This is a genomic window from Bdellovibrionota bacterium, from assembly GCA_040386775.1.
GTDB lineage: Bacteria > Bdellovibrionota > Bdellovibrionia > Bdellovibrionales > JAEYZS01 > JAEYZS01.
This window is the reverse complement of the sequence record JAZKEU010000015.1, coordinates 30,243-55,615: the sequence shown is the minus strand read 5'-3', so window position 1 is coordinate 55,615 and position 25,373 is coordinate 30,243. Positions and strand designations below refer to the sequence as shown.

The 25,373-nt window shown below is 38.8% G+C and carries 26 protein-coding genes; 16 read left to right on the top strand and 10 right to left on the bottom strand.

What is annotated here, in order from left to right; genetic code table 11:
- Nucleotides 1-108: 108 nt before the first annotated feature.
- From lexA to V4596_09015, 5 genes are all read right to left on the bottom strand, one after another.
- Nucleotides 109-699 (bottom strand): transcriptional repressor LexA, encoded by a 591-nt coding sequence (gene lexA, locus V4596_09035; GenBank protein MES2769278.1) that lies wholly within the window; start codon nucleotides 697-699, stop codon nucleotides 109-111.
- 217 nt (nucleotides 700-916) lie between these two features.
- Complete coding sequence (locus V4596_09030; protein MES2769277.1) at nucleotides 917-1,447, bottom strand: ferritin-like domain-containing protein; 531 nt, start codon at nucleotides 1,445-1,447, stop codon at nucleotides 917-919.
- A gap of 456 nt (nucleotides 1,448-1,903) precedes the next feature.
- The gene (locus tag V4596_09025; GenBank protein ID MES2769276.1) at nucleotides 1,904-2,212 is read right to left on the bottom strand and encodes a DUF6491 family protein; all 309 of its coding nucleotides are present in this window, start codon (nucleotides 2,210-2,212) and stop codon (nucleotides 1,904-1,906) included.
- A gap of 150 nt (nucleotides 2,213-2,362) precedes the next feature.
- Entirely contained in the window at nucleotides 2,363-3,178 is an 816-nt protein-coding gene (locus tag V4596_09020; GenBank protein MES2769275.1) for a methyltransferase domain-containing protein, read from the bottom strand.
- 166 nt (nucleotides 3,179-3,344) lie between these two features.
- Nucleotides 3,345-3,857 carry a hypothetical protein gene (locus V4596_09015; GenBank protein MES2769274.1) on the bottom strand — a complete coding sequence of 171 codons (513 nt, stop codon included), beginning with the start codon at nucleotides 3,855-3,857 and terminating at the stop codon, nucleotides 3,345-3,347.
- 279 nt (nucleotides 3,858-4,136) lie between these two features.
- On the opposite strand from V4596_09015, the gene V4596_09010 reads away from it, so the two are divergent.
- The 3 genes from V4596_09010 (at nucleotide 4,137) to V4596_09000 (ending at nucleotide 6,951) form a co-directional block, all read left to right on the top strand.
- Entirely contained in the window at nucleotides 4,137-4,865 is a 729-nt protein-coding gene (locus V4596_09010; protein MES2769273.1) for a hypothetical protein, read from the top strand.
- Between the two features lie 94 nt (nucleotides 4,866-4,959).
- On the top strand, nucleotides 4,960-6,462 hold the full coding sequence (locus V4596_09005) for an SDR family oxidoreductase (GenBank protein MES2769272.1): 1,503 nt from the start codon (nucleotides 4,960-4,962) through the stop codon (nucleotides 6,460-6,462).
- 117 nt (nucleotides 6,463-6,579) lie between these two features.
- Nucleotides 6,580-6,951 carry a hypothetical protein gene (locus V4596_09000; GenBank protein MES2769271.1) on the top strand — a complete coding sequence of 124 codons (372 nt, stop codon included), beginning with the start codon at nucleotides 6,580-6,582 and terminating at the stop codon, nucleotides 6,949-6,951.
- Nucleotides 6,952-6,964: 13 nt separating this feature from the next.
- Here V4596_09000 and V4596_08995 read toward each other — a convergent pair whose 3' ends face one another.
- Nucleotides 6,965-7,750 (bottom strand): DNA alkylation repair protein, encoded by a 786-nt coding sequence (locus V4596_08995; protein MES2769270.1) that lies wholly within the window; start codon nucleotides 7,748-7,750, stop codon nucleotides 6,965-6,967.
- Nucleotides 7,751-7,814: 64 nt separating this feature from the next.
- On the opposite strand from V4596_08995, the gene V4596_08990 reads away from it, so the two are divergent.
- Complete coding sequence (locus V4596_08990; protein MES2769269.1) at nucleotides 7,815-9,431, top strand: ABC-F family ATP-binding cassette domain-containing protein; 1,617 nt, start codon at nucleotides 7,815-7,817, stop codon at nucleotides 9,429-9,431.
- Nucleotides 9,432-9,491: 60 nt separating this feature from the next.
- Complete coding sequence (locus V4596_08985; GenBank protein MES2769268.1) at nucleotides 9,492-10,586, top strand: M14 family zinc carboxypeptidase; 1,095 nt, start codon at nucleotides 9,492-9,494, stop codon at nucleotides 10,584-10,586.
- 108 nt (nucleotides 10,587-10,694) lie between these two features.
- Here V4596_08985 and V4596_08980 read toward each other — a convergent pair whose 3' ends face one another.
- On the bottom strand, nucleotides 10,695-11,924 hold the full coding sequence (locus tag V4596_08980; GenBank protein ID MES2769267.1) for a type II toxin-antitoxin system HipA family toxin: 1,230 nt from the start codon (nucleotides 11,922-11,924) through the stop codon (nucleotides 10,695-10,697).
- The gene (locus V4596_08975) at nucleotides 11,914-12,231 is read right to left on the bottom strand and encodes a helix-turn-helix domain-containing protein (protein ID MES2769266.1); all 318 of its coding nucleotides are present in this window, start codon (nucleotides 12,229-12,231) and stop codon (nucleotides 11,914-11,916) included. The genes V4596_08980 and V4596_08975 overlap by 11 nt, the downstream gene beginning before the upstream one ends.
- 371 nt (nucleotides 12,232-12,602) lie before the next feature.
- Here V4596_08975 and V4596_08970 point away from each other — a divergent pair, with 371 nt between their 5' ends.
- The 11 genes from V4596_08970 to V4596_08920 all read left to right on the top strand — a co-directional run bounded on the left by V4596_08970 (nucleotide 12,603) and on the right by V4596_08920 (nucleotide 23,811).
- Nucleotides 12,603-13,274 carry a MotA/TolQ/ExbB proton channel family protein gene (locus V4596_08970; protein ID MES2769265.1) on the top strand — a complete coding sequence of 224 codons (672 nt, stop codon included), beginning with the start codon at nucleotides 12,603-12,605 and terminating at the stop codon, nucleotides 13,272-13,274.
- Nucleotides 13,275-13,341: 67 nt separating this feature from the next.
- Nucleotides 13,342-13,797: a biopolymer transporter ExbD gene (locus V4596_08965; protein ID MES2769264.1), complete on the top strand. Its 456-nt coding sequence runs from the start codon at nucleotides 13,342-13,344 to the stop codon at nucleotides 13,795-13,797.
- A gap of 48 nt (nucleotides 13,798-13,845) precedes the next feature.
- On the top strand, nucleotides 13,846-14,349 hold the full coding sequence (locus V4596_08960; GenBank protein ID MES2769263.1) for a biopolymer transporter ExbD: 504 nt from the start codon (nucleotides 13,846-13,848) through the stop codon (nucleotides 14,347-14,349).
- A gap of 66 nt (nucleotides 14,350-14,415) precedes the next feature.
- Nucleotides 14,416-17,382 carry a hypothetical protein gene (locus tag V4596_08955; GenBank protein MES2769262.1) on the top strand — a complete coding sequence of 989 codons (2,967 nt, stop codon included), beginning with the start codon at nucleotides 14,416-14,418 and terminating at the stop codon, nucleotides 17,380-17,382.
- A 1-nt stretch (nucleotide 17,383) separates the two neighbouring features.
- Nucleotides 17,384-17,680, top strand: a complete 297-nt coding sequence (locus V4596_08950; GenBank protein ID MES2769261.1) for a hypothetical protein — start codon at nucleotides 17,384-17,386, stop codon at nucleotides 17,678-17,680.
- A 4-nt stretch (nucleotides 17,681-17,684) separates the two neighbouring features.
- Entirely contained in the window at nucleotides 17,685-18,908 is a 1,224-nt protein-coding gene (locus V4596_08945) for an AgmX/PglI C-terminal domain-containing protein (protein MES2769260.1), read from the top strand.
- A 12-nt stretch (nucleotides 18,909-18,920) separates the two neighbouring features.
- Nucleotides 18,921-20,438, top strand: a complete 1,518-nt coding sequence (locus V4596_08940) for a hypothetical protein (protein ID MES2769259.1) — start codon at nucleotides 18,921-18,923, stop codon at nucleotides 20,436-20,438.
- Nucleotides 20,435-21,166, top strand: a complete 732-nt coding sequence (locus V4596_08935; GenBank protein MES2769258.1) for an outer membrane beta-barrel domain-containing protein — start codon at nucleotides 20,435-20,437, stop codon at nucleotides 21,164-21,166. The genes V4596_08940 and V4596_08935 overlap by 4 nt, the downstream gene beginning before the upstream one ends.
- Nucleotides 21,167-21,187: 21 nt before the next feature.
- On the top strand, nucleotides 21,188-22,018 hold the full coding sequence (locus tag V4596_08930; protein ID MES2769257.1) for a hypothetical protein: 831 nt from the start codon (nucleotides 21,188-21,190) through the stop codon (nucleotides 22,016-22,018).
- Entirely contained in the window at nucleotides 22,015-23,223 is a 1,209-nt protein-coding gene (locus tag V4596_08925) for a hypothetical protein (GenBank protein ID MES2769256.1), read from the top strand. Before V4596_08930 ends, V4596_08925 begins: the two co-directional genes overlap by 4 nt.
- A 69-nt stretch (nucleotides 23,224-23,292) precedes the next feature.
- Nucleotides 23,293-23,811 (top strand): hypothetical protein, encoded by a 519-nt coding sequence (locus V4596_08920; GenBank protein ID MES2769255.1) that lies wholly within the window; start codon nucleotides 23,293-23,295, stop codon nucleotides 23,809-23,811.
- On the opposite strand, the gene V4596_08915 is transcribed toward V4596_08920, so the two are convergent.
- A complete protein-coding gene (locus V4596_08915) occupies nucleotides 23,771-24,799 on the bottom strand; it encodes a rod shape-determining protein (protein ID MES2769254.1) in 1,029 nt (342 codons plus the stop codon). The genes V4596_08920 and V4596_08915 overlap by 41 nt on opposite strands.
- Nucleotides 24,800-24,917: 118 nt before the next feature.
- Nucleotides 24,918-25,283, bottom strand: coding sequence for a DUF3307 domain-containing protein (locus V4596_08910; protein ID MES2769253.1), 366 nt, complete (start codon nucleotides 25,281-25,283; stop codon nucleotides 24,918-24,920).
- Nucleotides 25,284-25,373 lie beyond the last annotated feature (90 nt).

Here is a 25,373-nt window from a genome sequence, read left to right as displayed (position 1 = left end):
AATTAGTGAATATTTTTAGGCACCCAACAGAACAAGTATTTTTAAAAGTAAGACTACTAAGAGAATTCTCTGTGCTTGAGAAAACCAAACTTGCTTTTTAATCATCTGTTAGTACCTGATTAATCCTAAGTAGATTCCGGAAATCTTAAAAGGTATTCCGTCCTCTACTAAGATGGGTTTAAATTCTGGATTCGCAGAATGAAGTTCCACTCTGTTTTTCTTTTTAAAAAACTTTTTAATAGTCGCTTCGTAATCAAGTTCAGCGACAACAATATCTCCGTTATTAGCGGTCTCTTGTTCGCGTATTATCACATAATCGCCATCCAAGATTCCTTCGCCAATCATTGATTGACCAGAAACTTGAAGCGCAAAGTAGGAGCCGGGTCCTTTTAGCATTGCTAAGGGTACTTCAATGCGTTCGTTATATTTTATATGCTCTAATGGAGCACCGGCTGCCACTTTACCTAATAGGGGAATTAGATTTCCTTCTTCATGAAGGACTAGGCCATGTGATAAATACCTCTCTTTCGTTAAGTACCCTTTCGCAATAAGTGCATCAATGTAATGTTGTACTGAAGACTTACCAGAGAACCCAAAATGCTTGGCGATGACCTCATAAGTGGGAGGAAAACCATACCGTTCTTGGTATTTCTTAAGAAAGTCTAAAACATTTTTCTGATTCTCTGTTAAGTTCTTCATACCGTACAAACCTCGTACTCACAAAGTAACCGTACATTTACCGTACTTCAAGTATTTTTTAAAAATAATTTTTAGATCTGGACCTTGGTATTTTTATTAAGTAAATTCAATAGCTTATAAAATAATAAAAAAGGCCGTAAAAACTCACAGCCTTTTTTATTCGCTAAATTTCAAAAATTGCACGTACCTGCTTTTGCGGCCAAAAATAATTCTTCGCTCACTCTTTATGAACTATGCTATCATTCTGATGCTTGATCATATATTCCAGACTCGCGATATGCTTTTGTAATAGTGGCATAATATCTTCAACGATGAGTTCATGCTCTTCCTCTGTAAGATTGTACTCTAAGGCTTCTTTGTAGAGCCTCAATCCATGCTCCTCGCCTTCCATCAATGTAACTAGTGAGATCGTATTGCTCACCAACTTTGCAGCTCCTACAATTGTTGTCACAATAGTTCCCCAGGAACCTGAGCTTTCATCTGCGGCAAACATGGAATGCTCTACTAGAGCTTTAAGTTTTATTACAATCCTATCGTGTTCGTCTCTGATTTCTGTAAGTCGAAGACGATCTGTCTTGTCTTTGAAAGTAGGAATCACCTGCTCATAGGCCTCCACTGCGCTGATTTCTCCTCTTAGAATTTTATTGAGATAATTGCTTTTGTTTTCATTCATAAAGTTAACATCGGGATTGGCTTCATAGTCTCTTGGTATCTTGCCCGTCATTGGCGCTATAAAAGTATCTTGCATAAAAACTCCTTGGTTTAATTTTTAAGGAAAAACTAAATTTATATAAAAGGGAGCAAACACGAGACCAACATAGGATTCAATAAACTAAATCCCAGCACAACCTCTGAGGTCATTTTCCCTTTTTATGAGTAGAAATGCCATAGCCATTGAAGATTACAAGATGCCACCCAATCTATAATCTCTATAACTTCGACTTTTTTTGTCGATTTTGACTAAAAATTACATTGTGACACGTAAAATGTCATTATGACAATAAAACTGTCTATTTGTTATAGACATTGTCAATTTATTCATTTATAACATTATTCAGAAAGCCGATATGGTTTTTCATTGATAAGGGACGTAGATTCTACGAAATGTCCCAAGAAAATAAGGGTCAGGGTTCTTTGGTGTTTTAGGGGGAAAATCTGGGGGCTCTTGGTAAGGATACCAAGAGCTCCTTGATTGCTTTTTGGATTACTTTACTCTTTCGATAGAATTGATAAGGCAGCTTTGTTTTACTTGGTTAGAAAAAGTATCTAAAACTAGCAATCTGTCTCCACGACAAACTCTTGAACTTCCAAATGTATCAAAACCAATTTTGTGCGACCACTCAAGTTCATTGCAATAATTCACATGGACCACATAGTCTTTAGTGCCGGCATCGATTTCAACCGTGTACGAATCAATAACATTAAAATTTCTAATTGCTTGCTGAAGAATGCACTCACTCGCAAATGAAACCTGTGATGTAAGTAATGTAAGCGCGATTAAAAGTATTTTCATATTCCCCCCGGAATGTTGTGGTTGTAATTAATGAATCTAAAAAATATCTTAAGGACAGTTCTACTGTCTAATGAATTGAACCACAAGTTTACACGACGCACTAAATATTTGTAGAGTCGAACACGCAACAGTTAACCTAACTAGCTTGCGCTATTTTTTTTCGGCCGCGATAATGGTTTGATATTTTGGGATTGGAATATCCTCTTTGGTCGCCGGATCTATTATTTTGACTTTGCCTTCAATTCTATTAGCTAAAATCCACGCATTGTCTAATTCTTCATATTTTAGTATTCTAAATCCTGAACCTTGAAGCAACGATAATGCCTCTTCTCTTGTCCAAAATCCATACTTTTCATTGAGTTCAACATCCCAGTTGGCATGGTAGTCTTTTCTAAAAATATATTCATAAGCAGAAGCTAAATTTGTTTCGTAAGAAATGGAGTCCGCTGTTTCCGCTATGACCTTGAAAGGAACTTTTCTTCCAAAATTTTGCGCAAAATTTTGGAAAGTATTTTCAGGCACCATATCTGATTTGTTATGAACCAAAATAACGACCTTGTCGCCATTGCTCGGCTGAATGAAATCTCTGATGATTATTCTGCCACCTTTCATTAAACTCTGGTTTGCCACGCTCAATGCAGATCTTACAGCTTCTAAAGAATCTCCGCTGTACGAATAGATCTCATGAAGTATCGAACTATATATAGCCGCACTGGATTCCTTAGAAAAAGGTGTATGAGCTGCAACTAAACGAAAAGTTAAATTCTGAAAATTATTTTGAGTTTTGGCGATTTCAATCATTTCCGGGGATAAATCTATCCCTATCACTTGAGCATGCGGGTACATCTTGGCAACGGCTCCCGCAAGATTTCCTGTTCCCGTTCCCACATCCACGATTTCTGGACGCCCAGCCGAAGGAAGCCATGGCAGTATAAGGGAAAGCTTTTCCTGCATAGTTTTATCCATCTCAGCCCCATAGAAACTGAAATTCCGCAGAGAAGCCACCTGAGAAAGATTAAGAGAAATTCTCTCTGCATGACTCGTGGAAAATAATCCTTTACACCCTAGAACCTGTTCTGAGCCGAATGTATAATTCGGGTAAAAAAGAAATATAAATATTAAAAACTTACATTTACTCAACATGGTCTCGCGTGAGATGTAGGCTACCTAACTTACCATTTTTAGCGTAAGCCGCCAAAGCTCCCAGTCGGATCGCCATTCCTTCAGGTGAAAATATATTAATTGGAATGTACATTTTTGTTATGACTTCGTTATTGCTTTTATATGTAGTTTTGGAAGCAATTTTAGTTTCTGGAGATAAAATATTGTTTACATCTAAAATCATTCCACCATTATCATTATTTAAATATACAACCAGTCGCGCATCAATCCATTTTGCCATTCCATCTCCTACAAATTCGAGATTGACCTTAATTTTGTGTTTGGGTGTTATATTGTAATTAATAATGCCTTCAGAAATAACAACTGAATTTTTTCCTTTACTTATTTCTCTTTCTACCGTGTTCCTTGAGCTTTTTAAACTTTGAAAAAGCTTAACTCTTATAGACTCATCAGCAACAGCTTTTTTTGGGGCTAGGGAGACAGCTACTATACTCATTACTAAAATAAAATTTAAAAATTTCATATACTAATTCCTTATTTGGCCAAGTCCATATTCTTAATAGTTATCACAGCCTACTCTTAGGTGTTATGCCAGATGCGATCCAAGACCCAAAGCAAATTAAAAGCACTTTAAGCAATCAATATTTTTAATTAAGAACCTATTGCTTTTGAAAGTGTGCAGATGCTTTTCTTCTGTCAGCGTAAAACGTCATCATTGTTGCCAAATTGCTGCAAAAATTAACGGTCCTTCTCGAATTGAGATAGAGCGGTCCACTTATTGCTTTATATATACCCTAGAGGAATGAGAATAAATAAAACGCATTTTAACAATAAGTCTTTATACACATGTCTGATATTTATTTCTTTTTCGTTAATTGCCTTGAAAAGCAAGGAAGACATTAGACATGTTAAAAATCTAGAGGACTTTAAGGTCCATACGCAGACTCACGCCCAAAATGTTTATACTTTAGGTATGTACCTTTATAATGAATATAAAGAAACTCACTTCAAAAATGTTCCAGAGCATGTTTTGATAGAAAAACTCAGGATGCATGATTATGAAAAACTAGCTTCCGTAGAGGACCTAAGGGATTTGGGTTATAAAAATAAGCTTCCCTTTGCCGATCGTCTTTATAATTTTTTTGGCCAAAATAAATATGACTCAGTAAACTCAAAAAAAATTAAAGCTCTCATTCAAGAACTTAACTTTTATGCTAAACAATATGACGAAGCAGTGCTCAAGAAACATGGATTGCTAAATGTTGATGGGACGCCCAATTCTATAGGGCAATTGATCATTCTGATTGAAAAAATTGCTGATATAGTGGAACGAGAGAAGAACCCTATAACGCCTGAGGAAATAGGTATAAAAAAAGCTAGGAAAGCTTCAGCCTACCTCAATGGTTTATGGGCCAAGAATTTAGCTGAAAACTTGGCTGGCGTTTATCACCAAATAGTACAGCCAAACCCTTTAATTTACTCCACAAGACGTCATCCCCGCGTCGCCACTTGTGCGGCCCTGTTTAATTGACCAAAATCCAAGAAATCCTTTACCCCGAACCTTATGCCTTGCTATAAGCTTTTCTGTGGATCAAAACAATCTTACATCTGAAGAAATCAAGCGCATGATTGAAGCTATCAATAGCCTCAATCAAGATGCAGCAAAGCTTGCAAAATTATCGCATGAAGAGCGTGAAGGCCTTTTAATGGCTGCAGGAAAACTCTCCAGACCTACGCGCGATGAACAGAGAATTCGTCACAAAGCTATTTCTAAGGAACTCCGACTTAAAAAAGTTTTAAAAGATCGTAAGGCACGCGCCGAAACGGGAATCAGAAAAGCTCGCGAGAATACAGTTTTCGAAGCACCTGCTAAGCTTTCTCTAAAGGAAATCACAAGCTCTCAAACAGAAGAAAAAATTCTAGAAAACTATCGCAACTGTTATGTTTGCAAAGCTGAGTTCAATACTCTTCACTTCTTCTACGATACAATGTGCAAATCTTGCGGCGACTACAATTATCAAAAAAGATTCCAAATGGCAGACCTCACAGGTCAAGTGGCAATCATTACCGGGGCGAGACTCAAAATTGGATACCATTGCGCGCTTATGATGTTAAAATCTGGCGCAAGAGTTATCGTAACTACGAGATTTCCTGTTGATGCAGCAATTCGATTTTCAAAAGAAGAAGATTACTTTGTTTGGAAAGATAGACTGCAAATCTATGGCTTGGATTTGCGTCACACACCAAGTGTTGAGATTTTTGCGAGGTACATGGAACAAAGCCTAGATCGTCTCGATATTTTGATAAATAACGCTGCTCAAACCGTAAGACGCCCTCCAGGATTTTATGCTCACCTCATGGAAAAAGAAACCGCTCCTTTCGATGGCTTACCTCAAGAAGCTCAACACTTACTTTTAAGTCATGAGAACTGTAAAGCTCAATTGAATCTCTTAACTGCCAAAGACGATAACTCAGGCGCTATGCCCGTTTCGTGGAATGCCTCCATGAAACCTGCAATTGGAATCAGCTCATCCGCCCAACTTTCACAGATTCCATACAATTATGATCATTCTCTAAGAGTGGAAGAAATTTTTCCAGAAGGAAAACTCGATCAAGATCTTCAACAGGTTGACCTCAGGACTACAAATAGCTGGAGATTAAAGCTTGCAGACGTTGATATTCCTGAGATGGTCGAGGTGCAACTCGTAAACGCCATTGCCCCATTTGTTCTCTGCAGTAAACTGGCGACACTCATGAGAAGAGACAACACCGGACAAAAACACATTGTGAATGTGACTGCCATGGAAGGAAAATTCTATCGCTTTAAAAAAGAAGATCGACATCCTCATACGAATATGGCTAAGGCTGCTCTGAATATGCTCACGCATACGTCTGCAAGCGATCTTGCAAAAGACGGAATCTTTATGAATGCGGTAGATACCGGCTGGGTCACGGACGAAGATCCCGCGACTCTAGCTAAATACAAACAAACGGTACATGATTTCCAACCACCTCTTGATATTGTAGATGGCGCAGCGAGGGTTTGCGATCCATTCCTGCATGGGATTTTGACCGGCCACCATTGGTGCGGTAAATTCTTAAAAGATTATCAACCCATTGATTGGTGATTTTTCTTATAAGTAACTATGTTCTTAACAGCACACTTTCGTTTTTCGTATCCTACACTTTTTCAATCGTGATATTTAGAGTAGTGTCGTAATTTAAAAAGTAAAAGGAGGTTTCATATGAAATTGCTTTTCTTTATCCTCGTGATTTCAAGTTTAAGCCGATGCCTTGCTTTTGCTAATTTTTCGGGAATTACAATGACCTTTGCTGATTCACCAGTCCCATTTATTGAAAATATCATCTATGACGTAATACAAGAATCAAAACTAGATGAAAGAATGAAAATCCAATACGAAGACGTGACTGCCTTGAAGAAGGCTTTGATCAAAGGAGCACTCAAAGATGATGAAGTTTTGAGAAATTTAGTTAAAATACGAGATGAGGTTTTGCCATCAACTAAAAACATGCCCATTGATCAACAAGAACGTGAATATGAGTTCTGCCAAATCTATCTCAAAAAAACCGCTGAAGAATTTGGTTACAGGGAATAATTCATTTATATAATTATTTTTTCATCCTTAGTATTTTTACTTCTGCCTTTAACTTTGCTGGATACTTTTCAACTGTTGCATAGTATGCGGCAGGGGCAATTCTTTTTATGTTTTTCTTCACAAAAGCCAATTGCGCATTCTCATCCACTTGGTAGATTTCCCTTAAGGTCCAACCTACACCCTTTTGAATATAAATGTGTTTATCGTCGATGAGATTTTCTACAAACTCTAAACCAATCTTTGCCGGTAAAGTTTTCTTACGAAGTCGAGTGTAAAAATAAAGCCCTACAATCGATTGACGTCTCTCCCATGGATTTTTAGATTTATTGAGTTTCCTAAAATAAGGTAAATATTTTTTATGATCGGATTCTAAAACTGTCGCATAAATTCCAGATAAAGTATCCGAGTGCGCCCAATTGTCGACATCTGCCACCCAAATTTTTAAAAGATCCCAATATTTGGTAATCACCTTCAATGTGGATTTTTTATTGAAGAAGTTTAAGGCATACCATTTTTCTTCGAACGTATTTGAATTGTACCAGATGTAATTCCAAATTTCTGCCTGCTCATCTTGAGATAGCTTTGAAAATGAAAAACCAATTTTATCAGCAGCTCTTTTGGCTTCTGTTCCAACTCCCAAGTACACCAATTGACTCTGTTCATCCGGTTTTCGCTTTTCGTGATCAACACCGCCAATGTATCTCGCAATGTAGGCAATGGTTTCCCTGGGAGGTTTGGGTTGTTTATCCAAAATACTTTTTAATTCCTGATGGTATTTTTTGAGAGTTTCTTTAGTCATGGACCGCTAAAATGCTGTATTTGGAATTGCGAATCAAGAAGTTTTGTGAAAGAATCCCCACACTATGATTCACGTCTCTGGAATTACAAAAAATTATGGCTCAAAAACTTTGTTTAAAAATGCAGGGTTTCAAATCAACGCTGGCGAAAAAATAGGCTTAGTTGGCCCTAATGGCAACGGTAAGACTACGATTTTTCGCATCATTATGGGCGAAGAAGGTGTTGAAACCGGAGCCGTCTCAAAACCTGAAAAGTGCGTGATCGGATATTTCTCTCAAAAAATCGAAGACATGCGCGGGAACACTGTGATCAACGAAGTGAAGTCCGCAGCTGGACCTGTTACTAAACTTCAAGAAGAACTTAAAGTATTGGAAGCCAAACTCTCTGAACCTCTGGGTGAAGATGAGATGATGAAGGTTTTAGAAAGATATGGAGAAGCTCAATCAGAATTTGAGCGCCTCGGAGGATATGACTTGGATTCCCGAGCCGCCGAAGTTCTCACTGGACTGGGAATTCCACCCGAAGACCAATCCCGCGACACTGCCACCTTCAGTGGTGGGTGGAAAATGAGAATTGCTCTAGCTAAAATTTTAGTTCTAAAGCCAGATGTGCTTTTGATGGATGAACCGACAAACCATTTGGACTTGGAGTCGATCGTTTGGTTAGAAGAATGGATTGTGAATTATAAGGGCGCACTCCTTATGACAAGCCATGATCGTGACTTTATGAACCGAATCGTTTCTAAAATCATTGAAGTCGCAAATAAAACCATCACCACCTACACCGGCAACTATGATTTTTATGAAAAAGACCGTGATATCCGAAAAGAGCAACTGATTGCTCAAGCAAGACGTCAAGATGACATGCTGGCAAAAGAAGAAGAATTTATCGCAAGATTTGCCGCCCGCGCATCGCACGCTGCTCAAGTGCAATCGCGAGTTAAAAAATTAGAAAAAATAGATCGCATCGAAATTCCACCGGAAGAACAAGTCATTCATTTTGAATGGCCGCAAAGTCCCCGTGGTGGTGATGAAGTGGTGAAATTCGAAAATTTAAAAAAAGTTTATCAAACTCATGACGGGAAAGAGAAATTAGTATTTCAAGGTGCTACGGCTCTTGTAAAACGCTTGGATCGCATTGCTGTTGTCGGCGTGAACGGAGCTGGTAAATCCACACTTCTCAAAATCTTATCGGGACACACCGAAAAAACTGATGGCTCGTTGACTGTAGGACCAAGCACTGAGATTGGTTATTTTTCGCAGAATGCCCTGGACGTACTCAACCCAAAGAATACAGTTCAAGAAGAAGTTCACGGAAACATTCCTACGGCAAGCGTTGGCCATGTGAAGAGCTTACTTGGAGCACTTAAATTTTCTGGTGATGAAGCCGACAAAAAAATTTCTATATTGTCTGGCGGTGAGAAATCCAGAGTGGTTCTTGCTAAAATTTTATCGAGAGCAACAAACCTTCTTATTCTTGATGAACCTACCAATCACTTAGATATTTCTTCTCGTGAAGTGCTTTTAGACGCAATCAGACGTTATCAAGGCACTGTAATAATTGTAAGCCATGACAGATATTTTTTAAGAGAAATTACATCAAAAGTTTTCGAACTCGATAAAAGTGAACTGAATATCTACAACGGCGACTGGGATTACTACCAAGAGAAAAAGCGCCACTAATACCTGTTGTCTTCCAATAAAATCTCAAGATATACATCTCCCTATCCGTGGGGGGATCAAATGAAAAAATTTATTTTTGCTATAGCTATGGGATGTCTTTTGGTCGCGGGAACTACCAATAGCGTGCAATCCTCTGATCCTATACTCTCAACTTATCACGTTACAAACATTCAAGATGAATCGATGATGAAAATTGCGGAACAATTCGAAGTTGTGCGTAAACTAAGTAATGGATACGAAGTGTTGGTACCCATAGATCAAGCTCAAAACTTTTTGGCGTTGGCTCCTGCTGCAAAATTGATCGAAATGGATTATTCTGCTCCATTAAGAAAACTGACAATGCGCTCACAAATATTCTCTCTCACCAATTTATTGAGGCAGTATCAACTCCATGATCAGATTATCGAAAAACTTCAAACCCTCGCATCCAACAGACCAGAACTTGTGCAATTTGTAGAATACGGAAAGTCTGCTGATGGCAGAACTCTCTTTGCGGTAAAAATCTCAGATAATGTTGAAGCGGATGAAGATGAACCAGAGTTGATGATCACTGCTGCCACTCACGGAGATGAGATCATTACAACCGAAGTGGCTCTAGGATTGATTGATAAATTGATGGCGGGATACGGGAGTGATCAGAGACTCACAAATATGATAAATTCCCATGAACTTTATTTTATCCCGGTGGTAAACGCCGATGGGTTTGTGGCAAGAGCAAGATACGATAAAGGCGTTGATCCGAACAGATCGTATCCTTCTCCGGAAAATCCAAATGCAAAATCAACCGCTAGTATTGCTGCGCTTATCAATTTTTTTAATTCTAGAAATTTTGTGGGAACTTTAGATTTCCACGCCTACGGCGAACTCACTATGTATCCTTGGGCATTCACTTATGATTCGGTTCCCCAAAAAGACAAAGAGATTTTTAATGACCTCACAAAGAAAATGTCTGCTGCCAATGGTTATACTTTTGGACCAATTTCCAAAGTCATCTACGTCGCAAAAGGTTCAAGCGCAGATTACTACTATTGGGCAAAAAACACGATTTCCGTAGCCATAGAAATGGGAAGTAGCAAAGCTCCCTACCCTAACGAGATCGAAAGCTACATTAAAGAACAAACCGAATCGACTTGGGTTTTCATCGAGAATTTCTAAGCCTCCAAACATTAATTGGCCGAGAATTACTATAAGTTTTGTCTCAAAAAATTACTCATACCTAATAAAAGATGTGGGTACGTAGAAGACTCACGTGCCTAAAATTTTTTAAAGCGTTTTCCAATGATTAAAAGAATTTTCGAGATACTCCATATCTGAAGATGCCAATCCGTTTGCACTGTAAAATGATCGCCAATTTGAAATATTTGACTTTAATTTTTTATAAATTAACGTAGCTTCTTCTCTAGATAAACCGAATGCATCCGATCTGGAAATCAAATTTTCGAAAATAAATACTTTACCTTGATCTCCAAATGGCATCGCTAAGTAACGAGTAGTTCCAGCTTCAGGTTTAGGGACTAAATCATAAACTGGAGAGAGCCTATAGCCATTTCCAGTATGAATAAAGCCGTGGTTTCTGGGATGATCATCTGTATTTGAAATTAAACCGTTGAATGCAATTCTCTTAAAAAGCTCTCGCAGGTCATTTGACGGATTTAAAATCCACCTGCGCATTTGATCTGCAAAATCAATATAAGACCAGTTGGCATAGTCTCTTTCATCTAGATTAAGAAGTGTTAGCCCGCTCACAAAGTGATGTCGATAGTAATCTTGTTTTGATTTTTGATAAACTCTATCAAATCTCTTAATTAAAAAGACATCCTGACCTCCAATCTGGACAAGATCAACGTCTGGAACATTCAAACCACACTTTTTAGCAAACTTCATTGTCACGTATTCAATTTTTGAAAAATTCTGTTTGTCAGCAACTGCAGGAAATTTAGCAATCCACAAATTATTGTTATTTTCTACAGTTGTTTTAGGCCTTGCCCCTCCTGCTGATGGACCTACCATGAGCAGCGCTTTTTCAGCTTTGCTCAATGGCTGATCTTTTTCAAGTTTATGAGCAGCTTTAATTAATTTTTCTAAATCAATTGTTTTATTGAAGATTCGAACTGGTGCCGGAGGCACTTTTCCAAATCCAAATGATAATGCGCCAATCCTGTCGCCAGCAGAATTTAACAAATATCCCATCGGGTCATGTTGATCCAGAGGAGTATTTTTTTGGATGACATATCTCCCCCAACTGTCTGGGCTCGCGTCACGTATTGGTCCATGCACGCCTTCATTGATGGTCACTTGGAATTCTCTTTCTTCAAGTGGCAAATTGAAGGGGTCGAGTGAAATTCTATTGGGATTTCTCAAATACGATTGCCCATAAATGAAAGTGCCAACTTCAGAATTAGAACCTGCTTTTTCCCACTTGAATTTACCAACAGTTACAGTTTCAAACGAGTTTGGAAGTTGAATGTAAACAAAACATTCCTTAGAAGTCATTATCTAGAGCTTTCTTTTTTGTGCGGACTTTTTCAGGAAGTCTCATATTCATCAACTTAATTCCTTCAACATCGTTCAAAGTTGTTAGAGCACGAAGTTCTGCATCTAAACCAAGAGTCCAAAGCGCTGAAACAAGAACTCCAACACTGACAGTGGACTCCCCTTTTTCCAAAGAAATGATTGTTGGAGACGATACACCAACCTTTTGTGAAAGTTCCGCAATCGTCCAAAGACGTCTTTTGCGAGCCATGCGAATATGCCCTCCCAATTCTTTTAAGGCTTCTTTCGCTTTATTTGGTGTATACATACAATACTCCTTATAAACTTTATTTTATATTATATCGTATTAAAGTAAAGTATATTTTATATTATATGTATTAAATGAGACGCCGCCACAAAAACTCAAAGATATCTTTATAGCGAGTTATTCACTTGAATGACTCAAAACCACCATTTGTTGCAACATTGTTGTGACCGTTTGAGTTCGTGACGTTTTTGGTCCCTGGTGGATAGAATTTCTTCATCCAAATTTTGCCTGTCTCAAAACTATACGACCTAGGACCTGGCACCGGCCTTGCTCATAAGGTATCCGATGGACCTATTCCATTTAAGTTAGGTCTAAACATTAATACACACTTAGGAGTCGCTCAAGCGGCTGCTGAAACGAGAGAGGATAAAATGGATTTCATTACAAATATTGGAAAAGCGTTCGAGCACGGTGGTTTTGTTATGTGGATCATCTTCACAGGACAAATCGTATCTTTAGCAATTATCGCGGAAAGATTTCAAGCTCTATATATGAAGCGTGGACTGAACAACAAAAAATTAGCTAAGTCTTTTGAATCCGACATTAAAAAAGGAAATATGACAACCGTATTGAGCAGAGCAAAAACTCTAGGTCAATCACACACATTGGGTCGAGTAGTTGAGGCCGGTGTACAAGCCGCAATCGATATGGGTGGAAAAGAAGAAATCCAATCTAAAATGGATGAAGTATTATTGTCTGAGAATTCATTATTAGAAAAAAGAACAGGATTCCTAGCCGCAATTGGTAATATCGGTACCCTTGCTGGTCTATTAGGTACAATCATTGGTCTGATCGATTCTTTCACGGCGGTTGCGAATTCAAACCCAATCGAAAAAGCGACTTTATTATCTCAAGGTATTTCAATGGCGATGTATGCAACGGCATATGGTCTCTTGATGGCTATCCCGGCTCTTGTTATGTACGCCGTTTACCAAAACAGAGCGACATCTTTACAAGAAGATATCAACCAAAGCTCATTAATGATCTTCAACTGGTTGAGCTACGGATATGAGCCAGTAACTAAGAAACGTATCCTTAAATAATCTTTAAGAATTTTTAAACCAGTAGTCGGCTAATGCGACTACTGAAACAAGCATAGGAAGTATAAAGATGGGCTTTGTAGGCGGACAAAATAAAAAATCTCTCGATGTAGAATTAAATTTACTACCAGTATTCGACGTTCTCTCTGTGTGTATTTGTTTTTTGTTGATGACGGTAGTATGGATTCAAGTTGGGCAGATTAAAACCTCACAAGCCCTTGGCGGCCAAAGCCAAGCCGAAACTAAAAATCCTCCTTCGGTTTGGCTAACGGTTGATGAAAAATCAAACGTTGTACTTTCTTTCAAACATACAAAAGGAAAATTGGGTGACCAAGTTGTTTCCGGCAACAAAGGTCAAGTGAACCTTGAAGGACTGAAGAATAGAATTCAATCCCTTTCTGAAAAACATGGATTTGAAATCGCTCTTTTGATGCCATCAAGTAACACATCTTACGACAGCATTATCCAAATCATGGATTCATTAAAAGGTGCAAACATTAAAGACGTTGGACTTTCACCGCTTTAAGCAGCAGTCGCTGTTGCGACTCCTAACTAACTGAATACTGAGGAACTTATGTCATCACAAAGTGTTTTAAAAAATCATAGTCTTAGAGGCCCGATTGCTAGCCAAGGAGCTATCAAATCTAAAGGTGGCGGAATAAAGAAACACAACATGGTGTTCTCTTTAAACCTCACGGCTCTAATCGATGCTTTCTCAATTCTTGTGATCTTCCTATTATCCAACTATAGCGGCGATGCTCAAAACGTGAATCTGTCAAAACACATTCAATTGCCCAACGCCACTCAAACCGAAATGATGACTATGGGTACGGTAGTGAAAATAGAAGGCAATAGAATTTTTGTAGATGAAAAAGAAGTTAAATTAGAAAATTTGATCGGAAAATTAATCGAAGCTAAAAAATCAAAAGAAAAAGATACCGATGATGTTAAAAATTCTCTGATTATCCAAGCCGACAGACAATTGGATTTCGCACTGTTAAGCCCCGTAATCCGCGCGGGTGGATCTGCAGGATTTAATCAGTATAAATTTGCAGCGATGCCGCAGAATAAAAAATAGACGGCACAATAAAAGTATCCGTACTCAAAAGTTTATGAGTACGGAATCAGATGAAGGACGTAAACCATGACTAAACTTGTTGCTCTTATCTTATCATTATCATTCGCGGTACCTGCTATTGCGGATAAGATGGATTTGGATTCACATACAAGTCTTATCAGTAAACTAACTCAAATCGTGGGCTTTACCGAAGAAACTGCAAACAAACAAAATATGCTTATCCGACTTGCCGATCTCCACTCTGAAAGAGCCCGAATGTATGCTATGGAAAATGAAGGAAAAGGCGAAGCCACTTACAGTAAAGAAATTCAGTCCGATAGAAAAATTGCGCTAGGTCTATATGAAAAATCATTTGCAAAAGCGGGAAAGAAAACTCAAGGACTTATTCTTCTCCAAAGAGCTCACCTTCACCAACTTTTAGGCGAATCTAAAAAATCAAAATCGCTATTTGAACAAATTATTAAAAACAGAAAACATTATGATGCAGAGGTTGTTGCCGAAGCTTTTATCGAAGCTGGTGACCACGAATACAACGCCGGAAATTTCAAAAAATCTTTAAGCCACTTCCAATCCGCATTAGCAATTCCAAAAGCTCAGAGACGCGGATACGCAAAATACAGAATAGCTTGGGGTGAATTCCACGCTGGCAATACAAATAAAGCCATTCAACTTATGATTGCTCTTTTAAGAGACCCAAATACCTTCAAAAGACCTGACGGCAGCCAGGACTCTTCATTCCAAGAAGAATCATCAAGAGATCTCGCGACATTCCTAGCTAGAAAAGACATCAATGCACAAGATATCGAGACATTGATTGAACTCACTCCTGCAAACATTAAAGAAGGAAACTTAACGTATCTTGCAAACGAACTCGATCGCGCTGGTAAAAAGAAAAGCTCACTTCAAGTTTGGGCTATCATCGGAAACAACAAACAAAAAGGCGATGAGAAAATCGAAGGCCAAATTAAAATCGCAAGAATTCAATATGATCTAAACAAAAAACCAGAAACTGTAAAAGAAATCCAAATCGCCGCAAAAATGTTAGTTGAAGACTGTGAAAGCGAAACAAATTGCAAAGCATTAGAACAATTATTGAGAAAGTTGATCACTGACTGGGGTCAAGCCGAAGAAAGAACTCCTTCCGAACATTTGATCAACGCATATAAGGTTTATACCTCAAGCTTCCCTGATATCGAAATCAACTACTGGGCAGGTATTGCCGCACAAAAAAGAAAGCAATACGCTGATGCATTCAAATTCTATAAAAATTCTGCCGAGCTTTCACATGAGTATAAGAATAATAAAGATCTAAAAACACAAGACAAAAGCATCACAAAAATCTTCGAAGGATCTCTTCTCGGCTCCATCGAAGTCGCAGAACTTGCGAAAATCATCGAACTCCGAGACGCCGCTTATGTGCAATACTTGAATTTAAATCCAAACGGTGAAAAAGCTCTCGAAGTCGAGTATCAAATTGCTCAAGTTTTACTTGAAAAAGGCGATCACGCCAATGCTGCAAAGAAATTCAAAGACATCGCTCTTTCCGATAAAAAAGGACCACAAAGTATCAAGGACAAGGCCGCAGATCTCAGTCTGGATACTTTAGTGATCTTAAAAGAAGATGAAAAATTAGAGGAATGGGCTTACGAATACGCACAAAAATTGCCAAAGAGAAAATTAGAATTCTTGGCCATCGCTAGAAAATCAACATTGAACCAAGCCGCAAAAGCCATCAACAGTTCTAAATCCGAATCTGAATTAGAAAAGCATTACTTAAAGCTTTCAAAAACGGATTTATCAAAGGCTACAAATACTGAGAAAATTAGCTATTACAAGCACCGAACGCTTATCGCTTACAAAGTAAAAAATCTTGATGCCCTTATCGCCTCTTCAAACCTAACTCTTAAAGAAAAAAGCGCATCACCATCAGAAAAGAACGAAGCCCTAACTCAACTCGCTTGGGCTTTTGAGATGAAGATGGATTTCAAGAATGCCCTCGCAACTCTCAAAAGAATCAGTCCTGATAAAAAGAACATAGACGAACACGTATTGAAATTGGGAATGTTGTCTGAACTGGCAGAACAAAATCCTACAAGATATTACGAAGAATTCCTTGATATCTCGAACAATAAAGCTCAAAGGCAAGACGTGGCTTACAGTCTAGTAAGATTGGCTAAGAACAAAAACAAAGCTTTCAATAAATACGACGGAATCTTAGCGGGAAATATCAAACTTTATATGCAAGCCGGAATGCTCGCCTTTGAGGAGAAAAAATCTGACTCATTAAAGCGCGAAATGCTCTCGAAAAGAGGATCTAGCAATACATTTGAAGGTCAGTTACTAGAAAGAATCGACGCTCTTAAAGAAATGCAAAAAGAAGTCAATAATTTGTCTCAACACCGTCTCAGAAGTAGCGGACCGAAGAATTTAAGAAGCTCTATCGCTGAGAGATTAAACCTCATTTCACGATTGGAAAGACATGCCGATAGAGCCATTAGACTTAAAGATTTTACTCTGCAGCTGGTGGCATTATCTAATTTAAGTTTTGAAAATAGACGCCTTGCCAGTGACATCTTAAGACTACCCATGCCCAAGGGTTTAAAAGCTCAACAAAGAACGCAATACAAAAAACTCATAGAAGACCAAGTGGCTCCTTACAATCAAAAATCTAAGGACCTCCTCAGCAAAACAGATGAACTTTGGAACAACAAAGAAGACTCATCGATCTTAGACATCATGGATGTATCAACTCAAAGCAACTCTCCAGGCTACAAACTGGCGCAAGAAGAATTAAAAGCCGTGAATCAAGTTGCTAAGCGCTTGAATTACTCAGCTCTAACGTTGACAAAAAAATGGCAACAAAGACAAAAATTGTCACAAGAGTTGGCATCTGTAAGAACACAGGTTTCTAAAAATCCATTTGATTCTGGCTACTTAGAAAAAATGAAAGATATTGAAACTCGCCTTAATCGTGGCCCCATGGTTGCTTACTTAGATGCGAGACTTGCTGAGCTCAAAACAGGAGGACGTTAATTTGAAAACTTTAGCATTGGCATTTGCCCTCCTTTTTATGGCTACGATCTTTGTGGTTAAAGACGCGGATGCGGCGACACAGAGAGATGCTAAAAAAAAACAAAAGCAATCACAGACTCAGGCGCCTAAGAAAAAGCTCAGCACAAATTTAGATTTCGATGATCGCACGGTTGGCGGTAAATACAATTTTTCAACGGAAGCGATTACGACGGTAGAAAATGATAAATCTCTCGACGATCTTATTGGAGTTAGAAAGAACTTCAAAGACCGTATCGAAAGATCAGAAAGCTTAAGGTAATACTATGAAAACAAACTTGAAGAAAAATAACACGGAAGAAAGCAAATTTGTTCTTGAGAACAAATTGGGTCAAGTTGTTAGAGTTATCGACTGGCAAGGTAACGGCAGTATGAGTGTGATTTATAGACACGACTCAAGAAGAATCGAAGCTACAGATGATCTTGAGGCTTTAGACTTGGATCACGTTGAATACACGGTCATCGAAAAAGTAAAAAAAGCTGACGTACAAAAGAAAGCTGTAAAAATCGCGCAAGTGGGTACATTAAGATTTACAAATGATATCAATACAGTTTCCCCTTCTACTGCTCACTCTGAAGACGACACAAAACCTTTCTTCTTGTTATCTCTAAAATACATCGGAGCAACCGCTTCTGCCTTACTTGTTCTATTAATGATCGTGGCTCACTTTATCAAACCTGATTTACAAGAAGTAAGAGTGGTCGAGATCGTTGAACGTCCGGAAGAAATGAAAAAAGCGGTGGTTCAGCCAAGACAAAGACAGAAAATGCCAAAGCAACAAGTAGTGAAAGCTTCCAACAAAAGATCTACTCCACGTGTAGCAAGAACTGCAACTCCAAGAAAAGCTGTTAAAGTCACAACGAATGAAATGTCGATCAACCAAATGGGAGCTCTGGGAGCTTTAGGTTCTTTAAATAAAAGCCCGCAAAAAGGTGGATTGAATTTAAATAACGTTGCAACATCAAAAGGCATCGGTCGCGGTGGAAATCAAGGTAGCGGCGGAATGCAACAATCCATCTACGGAAAAGGTTTAGTTGCAGCTCCACTCGGTGCTGGTCAAAGAGCGAACGGTGCTGGCGGTTATGGAACAAAAGGCGCTGGTGGCGGTCAAGCTGGTTACGGACAATTATCTCTTGTAGGTTCCGCAGGTTCATTCTTCCAACCGGTCAAGTCTGAAGCCCTTATCGAAGGTGGATTGGACAAAAACGAAGTTGATGCAGTTATCAAAAGACATGAAGGTGAAATCAGATACTGTTACGAACAAGGTTTACAAACAAATCCAAAATTATCAGGTCGCGTATCTATGAAATTCTTTATCGCGGCAAATGGTTATGTTTCATCAGCAGATATCACAAATACAAGTTTGCATTCAAAACAAGTTGAAGGCTGCATTACTGGCAGACTTAAAACTTGGAAATTCCCAAATCCACGCGGTGGAGTTGTAGTAAAAGTTAATTATCCATTCGTCTTACGACGTGTTGGTTCGTAAGAAGGAGCATTTATGAAGAACGTTGTTGGTTTAATATTCCGTAACTCTCTAAAGGCAGCTGTAACAGTGGCCCTCGTCGCCTGCGCAGGACAGTCTTCAGATCCGTTAAAGGACTACAAAGATGTGAAGCTGGTGCCTAAGCATGACGAAAAATCGGAGATTCAGCAAGTTGAAGTTCCAATGTTCAAGATTATCGTAGGCGGAACTACTGAAAAAACTTATGGAACATTCGTAGTAAATAAAAAAGGCAGCGTTAAAGTAGATGTTGTGCAAGTAGGATCAAAAAATAAAATTCAAGACGTAGACTTAAACATCTTAAACTTCGCTGGCGATAACCAACCTGAAGTTAGAAAATCGGGAAACTCTTTCTTACTCACTTGGACTCCTAAATCAAACGCTCTAGAAAGAACAGACTTCCAAGTTTCAGTAAGTGCAAAAGTAGCAGGAAGATTAACGGAACAAACAAAAGACCTAGTGTTCACAGTAAGCAGAAACTTAAAAGCTCCTCAAATCAAATCGATTACAGGTTTAAACGTTAATGCAGTAGAAGGAAAAGATCTTCAATTTTCAGTAGTCGTAAATGATCCAAACTATGTTGATACAGGCTTACCAAGAATGTCATTCCCACCAGTACCTTATGATAATACAGAAGCCTTCACTGCTTCAGCTCATAGATTAATTGACGAAAATCCAAATTTAAAACCAGTTCACGAAGGTGGCGGTAACTTTAGATTCTTCTACATCATGGACATGTCAAAATTACCTCAAGATAAAGATAGAAAAGGCAAAATCGATCCAAATTCTTCAGGAGTAAGATTGTGCCTAAATATTCTAGTAGTGAGCGTAGCTGACCGTTCTATAATGATTGAAGAATGTTTAGATGCAAAATATACTGCTCAACCAGCTAAAATCGAATTATTAAGTGCAAATAGAAAAGTAAAAGCTGGTGAATCTAACTCAATCGACCTAAAAATCTCAAGCACTGATGGCCAATCAGTAGTTAGCTTAGTAAAAGCAGAATCACAAATCGCTAACTTATCTGGTACTAAGACAATCACTTCATTAGGGTCAGATAGCAACTCAGAATCATTTAATATCTCTTGGACTCCTTCTTGTAATGCAAAAGCAAATGGTCAAAAATCAACTTTATTAAAGTTGACGGCTAAGGCAACTCTCGGCAACGCAAGCAAAGATTCTACTCTATCAGAACAATTCGAAATCGATATCTCAGGTTGTGAAGCTGCAGCAAAAGCTAAAGCCGATGCTGATCAAAAAGCCAAAGAAGAAAAGGCAGCAGCAGATTTAAAAGCTAAAGAAGAGAAAGCGGCGCTTGCAAAAGCTGAGGCCGAGAAAAAATCAGCTGAGTTAGAAGCTAAAAAGAAAGCGGCCGCGGAAAAAGCAGCGGCTGATGCAGAAGCAAAGAAAAAAGCTCAAGAAGAAAAAGCAGCCGCAGCGAAAGTAGCTGCTGAAAAGAAAGCCGTAGAAGTTCAAACTCAACAACCAAAACCTAGCACAGGGAAAAAGTCATGAAAAAGCTTTTATTATCCATCCTAACAGTATCTGTTTCATTGTCTGCATACGCTGCACCGAAATCTCTGAAGAAAGATTTCGATACCCTCGGCGACAATAAAGTTTTCGCTGAACGCGTAAAGCAAATGGATCAAGATAAAAAAGTACGTATCGTACAAAATAGAATCGTGGATCTTTATAACAGATTCGAAATCGGAGGTTCTTATGGATACAATGCAGGTGGCGATAGTTATGTAACAACTCAGCACCTTGGCGGAATGTTAGAATTCCACTTTAGCCCAAGATTTGCGATGGGTATCAGATACCAACATTATTTCAATGAATTGACCAGCGAAGGTAAAACACAGTACGACACCGTGAGAGCAGCGCAAAACCAAGACGCGGCTTCATCACAGCTGGTGGCTGGAATCGATAATCCCGAAGACGTTGGACTTTTAACTTTCAGTTACTCACCTATCTACGGAAAACTAAATCTTTTTGATATGAGCGTAGCTCACTTCGATATCTACACTTTAGCTGGATTCGGTAAAATGAAATTGGCTTCTGGTGATTCAGACGTTCTGACAGCAGGCGTAGGTATGGGAGTTTGGGTAACACAAAACTTTTCAGCTCGTCTTGAAGGTCGATACGAAACTTACGAAGACTTAATGGGCCTAGAATCTTACGGCATCCAAAGTCGACGTCAGAATAATATCCAAGGTATGTTTGCGATCGGAATTTTGCTTTAAACAAAACTGTTGGGAAAATATATGATTAAAGCTTTTGTAATTTACATTCTAATCGGACTAGCAATTGCCGGAACCTCCATGAGGTTCGCAGAAGCTGCTTCGAAAGCCGAAGATTTAGTGATTCTAAATCAAGCTAGAAAGCTTTATGAAAAAAATGAACTAGATAAAGCCATTGCCAAATACGAACAAATCTCCAAAGACTCAGACTTCTGGGTAGAATCAGTAGAAGAAAAAGCTTGGGCTTACACTAGAAAACAAGACTACAACTCAGCCATCGGTGCATTAAAATCAACTTTCAATGCGGTATTCTCTCCTTACATCGGTCCGGAAACATACGTTCTTAGCGCTTTTGTGGATTTAAAAATTTGTGACTACAAATCAGCGTTCGACAAAATTGCTCTTTATAAAGCAGAAATGCTCCCGAGAGTTGAAGCTTTGGAAGCCATCGTACAAAACCCAAATTCAGAATTCGTTAACACTTGGGTACAAAAATTATCTAAAGGCGATATCACTCGTGGCGAACAATTAGGTAAAGACTTAACTAAACTTCCAAGATTTATTCAAAGAGAAGCAAAGAAGATGACTAATACTAGAATGAAAGCTTTAGCTCAAAAAGACTTAGAAGAAATTTCTAAGAACCTTAAGAAAATGAAAATCATCGAAGTTGAAGTAGCTCAAAGATCCTTCGTGTACGAAAAAGAAAAACCAGAAAAATTGAAATTCGATAAAAGAAAATCAGCTGACATTCTTGTATTCCCTGACGAGCAAGAAAGTGGCGAAGTTTGGTTAGATGAAATCGGTAAATACGAAGTAAAAACCAATAAGTGCCCAACTGCCGGAGGCAAGTCATGAGATCACATTTAGTAACCCTTACCGTGCTAGCGACTGCATTATTTGCGGCAACGGCTTGTAGCAAAAAAGGCAACCCCAGAATGCAAGCTCCTCCAGAACAACATAAGGTTGTGGACCAGGTTGCTCCTAGAGTTGAAAGTACTGGGGATCCAAAAGTAAATATCTTATTCGTAGTAGATAACTCTCAATCTATGGATGCTCATCAAACAAAATTAAAACAAAACATCGATAGATTTGCGGATAAGTTCTTTCATAATCCTAGAATTGACTTCAAGATTGGTATAGTTCCGGTATACGACAGTAAGTACTTAAACGATTCTAAACAAGACTACACTTACAACGAAACTATAAATGGAAAAAGAGTAACTAAAGTAGGTCCACGCATTATGGTACAAAATAATGGAGTGTTAGTTCCTTTAAAAGATGCTAACGGCCAAGTGATTACCGGCGCTCCTTTCATCACACGCGATACTCTTGATGCGAAAAATGTTTTAAAGAACACTGTTGCTATCGGCACTCAGTGGGGCCCAGAAGCTGAAGAATCTTTCTCTCCTGTTTTAAAAATCATTTCAGATGATAATTTAAATAATTCGGTAAATGCTGGATTCTATGAAAAGGATGCCTTCCTTGTTGTGATCTTCTTAACAGATGCTGATGATGTAACTCCTGGTGAGAATGCATATGAGTTCTACGAAAAATTAAAAGCAGCAAAAGGTGGAAATGAAAATAAAATCTTGATCGCTGCCGCTCTTCCCAGTTCAAAAGTAGATAAGCTTAGCTGTAGACTTGATGGCTCTGGCCCACAATCTAGATTCCCTGATTTAATGAATATAGCTCAAGGTACTGTTGCAGACTTATGTTCTAATTCATTCGGTGATGATCTTGCAGAACTTGGTGAAAGATTAGTGAATCAAGTGGGCTCACAAAGAATTCCAATTCAATTTATCCCTGATTCAAATAGCATCCAAGTTTCTTATGGAAACCCTGCTAACACTGAAAGACAAATCATCCCAAGAGATCAAACTGGATGGAGCTACAACATTGAAAACCAAGAGATCGTTCTTAGCCCAGAACTCAATATCAAAAGAGTCCCTGGTGGTGAAATCTTTGTTAAGTACACTGAAGTGAACTTAAACAATATCCAAAATGGTCGCTTAGTGCCAGCATCACAAGTTCCACCTGCCAGTACAAAAGCTAAGGAATAAACTTAATATCATCCTTATTGACGACTCCCTCTCAATTCAATAGCATCCTCTTAATCGCGGAGGATGCTTATGCTTAAAATACTATCGTTATTATCACTCACTTTAATTCTAGGCGCCTGCTCTACACCCACCAAACAAGAAATCAATTTCGATAAGCTCAAACCCGACGAACGCGTTTACACCGGCATCATCCAAGTGGATCTCAACGGCAAAACCAATCCCGATCTCACCTGCGATCTTTTCTTAAACTCAGATATCGCTCCAACTATAAGACTAGCCGCTGATGGTGTTTACCAATTTAAATCTATCAAAAAGAAACTCGCATTTTCTAAGATAGCTTGCATCCATCAAGTTAAAAACACAAAGCATTGGATCCGTCATGAGCTTGATGTCGAAAGAATCAAACAACCAGAGGAAGCAAAGGCCAAAGAAGTTCACAATATGGGAACTCTTCAGCTCACTTGGACTGTGAATGATTCGGAGTTTGATAAAGACGTGGATGGATTCAGAAGCGAAGACTCTATGAGAGACATCGGAAAGCTAACGATTAAATCATTACCCTATTCAGAAAGTCCTTCGAACCAATAATCATCTCGCCACCTTTAGCGATAGTCAAGAGAGGCTCCGCTGCCAATTGAATAGGAACTCTCACCTCGCGACGTAAACGCTCGTCCAAGTCACGAATAAGTGCTCCGCCACCTGCGAGCACAATTCCATCTTGAATTATGTCTGAGACCAATTCCGGAGGAATATTCTCTAGAGTCTTATGAACCGCATCTACAATCGTAGAAAGAGAATTATTCATGGCTTTACTGATATCAAAAGAAGAAATTTCGATGGACTTTGGTAAACCTGTCGCTGCATCGATACCTTTGATTGTGGTTTTTAACTCCGGACGATCCGTTAACGCCGTACCCACGGCAAGCTTTACTTTTTCTGCTGTTTGATCACCAATGATCAAATTGAAATTTCTTTTCACATAGTTGACGATATCTCTATCAAACGCGTGGCCACCCACTCTTACCGCTTCACAGTGTACGATACCAAATAATGAAATCACAGCAACTTCAGTTGTACCGCCACCAATATCAATGATCATGCTGGCTTTGGGTTGCTCCACTTTCAGTCCTGCTCCTACAGCAGAAGCCATGGGTTCATCTATGAGATAAACTTTCTTTGCACCCGCAGAAATTCCAGCCTGGATACAGGCTTTCTTCTCGACATCGGTCACGCCGTAAGGAAGAGAAATAACAACTTCTGGTTTTTTATAAAATTTAACAACGCCTGGTTTCTGAAGAAAATATTTTAGCATTGTCTCTGTGACATCAAGATCTGCAATAACACCGTCTACGAGTGGATGAGTGACAATCATATTGCCTGGAGCACGGCCCATTTTTTCTTTTGCATCTGCTCCTACTGCTAAGATTTTCTTTTTTCCATTCATGTCTTTGTAAGCCACGACAGAAGGTTCGTTTACGATAAGGCCTTTACCAAGAGCTACCACTAGAGTGTTAGCAGTTCCTAAATCGATGTATATGTCCGCACCCGCGGTTGATTTTTTGAAAGGATTTACCATGTTTTCTCCAAGCTAACGCGGCCGATACAATCGGCCTTGTGGTTTTCTGTTCGTATACGAACAGAAAATATTTTCCAGTGACTATCTTAAACTATTTGATAGTAGTTATATCTAGGTTCTAAACCACTTGATAGTACAGAAGTGCGATCCAAGCAACTTTAGCTGTGACGTGTAGAATTTGATCCACATGGAATCCGTACCAACCTTCAGACTTTCCGTAGTCAGTAACCCAGTGAACAACCGTTTCTGCCAGCCCGAGCCAAATTCTTTGCGTTATCAAGAATACGATCAAACCGTGATGTAAAGAGTGGGCACTGAGTACCCATGGCCACACTTGTTCGATTTTACCTTTGGTTTCAAGAGACATATTGTCTTTAGTATGCCTGTTCTTATTGTAAGCAACCCAGTCTGTTTGGATTGCAAAATCACCAACAGCGTGACCTGCTATCAGCAAAAAAAATATCGTTAAAAGTGTCTCTATCATGATGTCGTATTCCTTGTTTATTAAAGATAACCTTCTATTATTACTAATGAAATATATTTTCCGCGCTCCCTACAAAAGTCCATATTCCCT

Bases quoted from the DNA above. Each gene is read 5' to 3' on its own strand.
- lexA (MES2769278.1), bottom strand. From the start codon at position 699: ATGAAGAACTTAACAGAGAATCAGAAAAATGTTTTAGACTTTCTTAAG.
- V4596_09030 (MES2769277.1), bottom strand. From the start codon at position 1,447: ATGCAAGATACTTTTATAGCGCCAATGACGGGCAAGATACCAAGAGAC.
- V4596_09025 (MES2769276.1), bottom strand. From the start codon at position 2,212: ATGAAAATACTTTTAATCGCGCTTACATTACTTACATCACAGGTTTCA.
- V4596_09020 (MES2769275.1), bottom strand. From the start codon at position 3,178: ATGGATAAAACTATGCAGGAAAAGCTTTCCCTTATACTGCCATGGCTT.
- V4596_09015 (MES2769274.1), bottom strand. From the start codon at position 3,857: ATGAAATTTTTAAATTTTATTTTAGTAATGAGTATAGTAGCTGTCTCC.
- V4596_09010 (MES2769273.1), top strand. From the start codon at position 4,137: ATGAGAATAAATAAAACGCATTTTAACAATAAGTCTTTATACACATGT.
- V4596_09005 (MES2769272.1), top strand. From the start codon at position 4,960: ATGATTGAAGCTATCAATAGCCTCAATCAAGATGCAGCAAAGCTTGCA.
- V4596_09000 (MES2769271.1), top strand. From the start codon at position 6,580: ATGAAATTGCTTTTCTTTATCCTCGTGATTTCAAGTTTAAGCCGATGC.
- V4596_08995 (MES2769270.1), bottom strand. From the start codon at position 7,750: ATGACTAAAGAAACTCTCAAAAAATACCATCAGGAATTAAAAAGTATT.
- V4596_08990 (MES2769269.1), top strand. From the start codon at position 7,815: ATGATTCACGTCTCTGGAATTACAAAAAATTATGGCTCAAAAACTTTG.
- V4596_08985 (MES2769268.1), top strand. From the start codon at position 9,492: ATGAAAAAATTTATTTTTGCTATAGCTATGGGATGTCTTTTGGTCGCG.
- V4596_08980 (MES2769267.1), bottom strand. From the start codon at position 11,924: ATGACTTCTAAGGAATGTTTTGTTTACATTCAACTTCCAAACTCGTTT.
- V4596_08975 (MES2769266.1), bottom strand. From the start codon at position 12,231: ATGTATACACCAAATAAAGCGAAAGAAGCCTTAAAAGAATTGGGAGGG.
- V4596_08970 (MES2769265.1), top strand. From the start codon at position 12,603: ATGGATTTCATTACAAATATTGGAAAAGCGTTCGAGCACGGTGGTTTT.
- V4596_08965 (MES2769264.1), top strand. From the start codon at position 13,342: ATGGGCTTTGTAGGCGGACAAAATAAAAAATCTCTCGATGTAGAATTA.
- V4596_08960 (MES2769263.1), top strand. From the start codon at position 13,846: ATGTCATCACAAAGTGTTTTAAAAAATCATAGTCTTAGAGGCCCGATT.
- V4596_08955 (MES2769262.1), top strand. From the start codon at position 14,416: ATGACTAAACTTGTTGCTCTTATCTTATCATTATCATTCGCGGTACCT.
- V4596_08945 (MES2769260.1), top strand. From the start codon at position 17,685: ATGAAAACAAACTTGAAGAAAAATAACACGGAAGAAAGCAAATTTGTT.
- V4596_08940 (MES2769259.1), top strand. From the start codon at position 18,921: ATGAAGAACGTTGTTGGTTTAATATTCCGTAACTCTCTAAAGGCAGCT.
- V4596_08935 (MES2769258.1), top strand. From the start codon at position 20,435: ATGAAAAAGCTTTTATTATCCATCCTAACAGTATCTGTTTCATTGTCT.
- V4596_08930 (MES2769257.1), top strand. From the start codon at position 21,188: ATGATTAAAGCTTTTGTAATTTACATTCTAATCGGACTAGCAATTGCC.
- V4596_08925 (MES2769256.1), top strand. From the start codon at position 22,015: ATGAGATCACATTTAGTAACCCTTACCGTGCTAGCGACTGCATTATTT.
- V4596_08920 (MES2769255.1), top strand. From the start codon at position 23,293: ATGCTTAAAATACTATCGTTATTATCACTCACTTTAATTCTAGGCGCC.
- V4596_08915 (MES2769254.1), bottom strand. From the start codon at position 24,799: ATGGTAAATCCTTTCAAAAAATCAACCGCGGGTGCGGACATATACATC.
- V4596_08910 (MES2769253.1), bottom strand. From the start codon at position 25,283: ATGATAGAGACACTTTTAACGATATTTTTTTTGCTGATAGCAGGTCAC.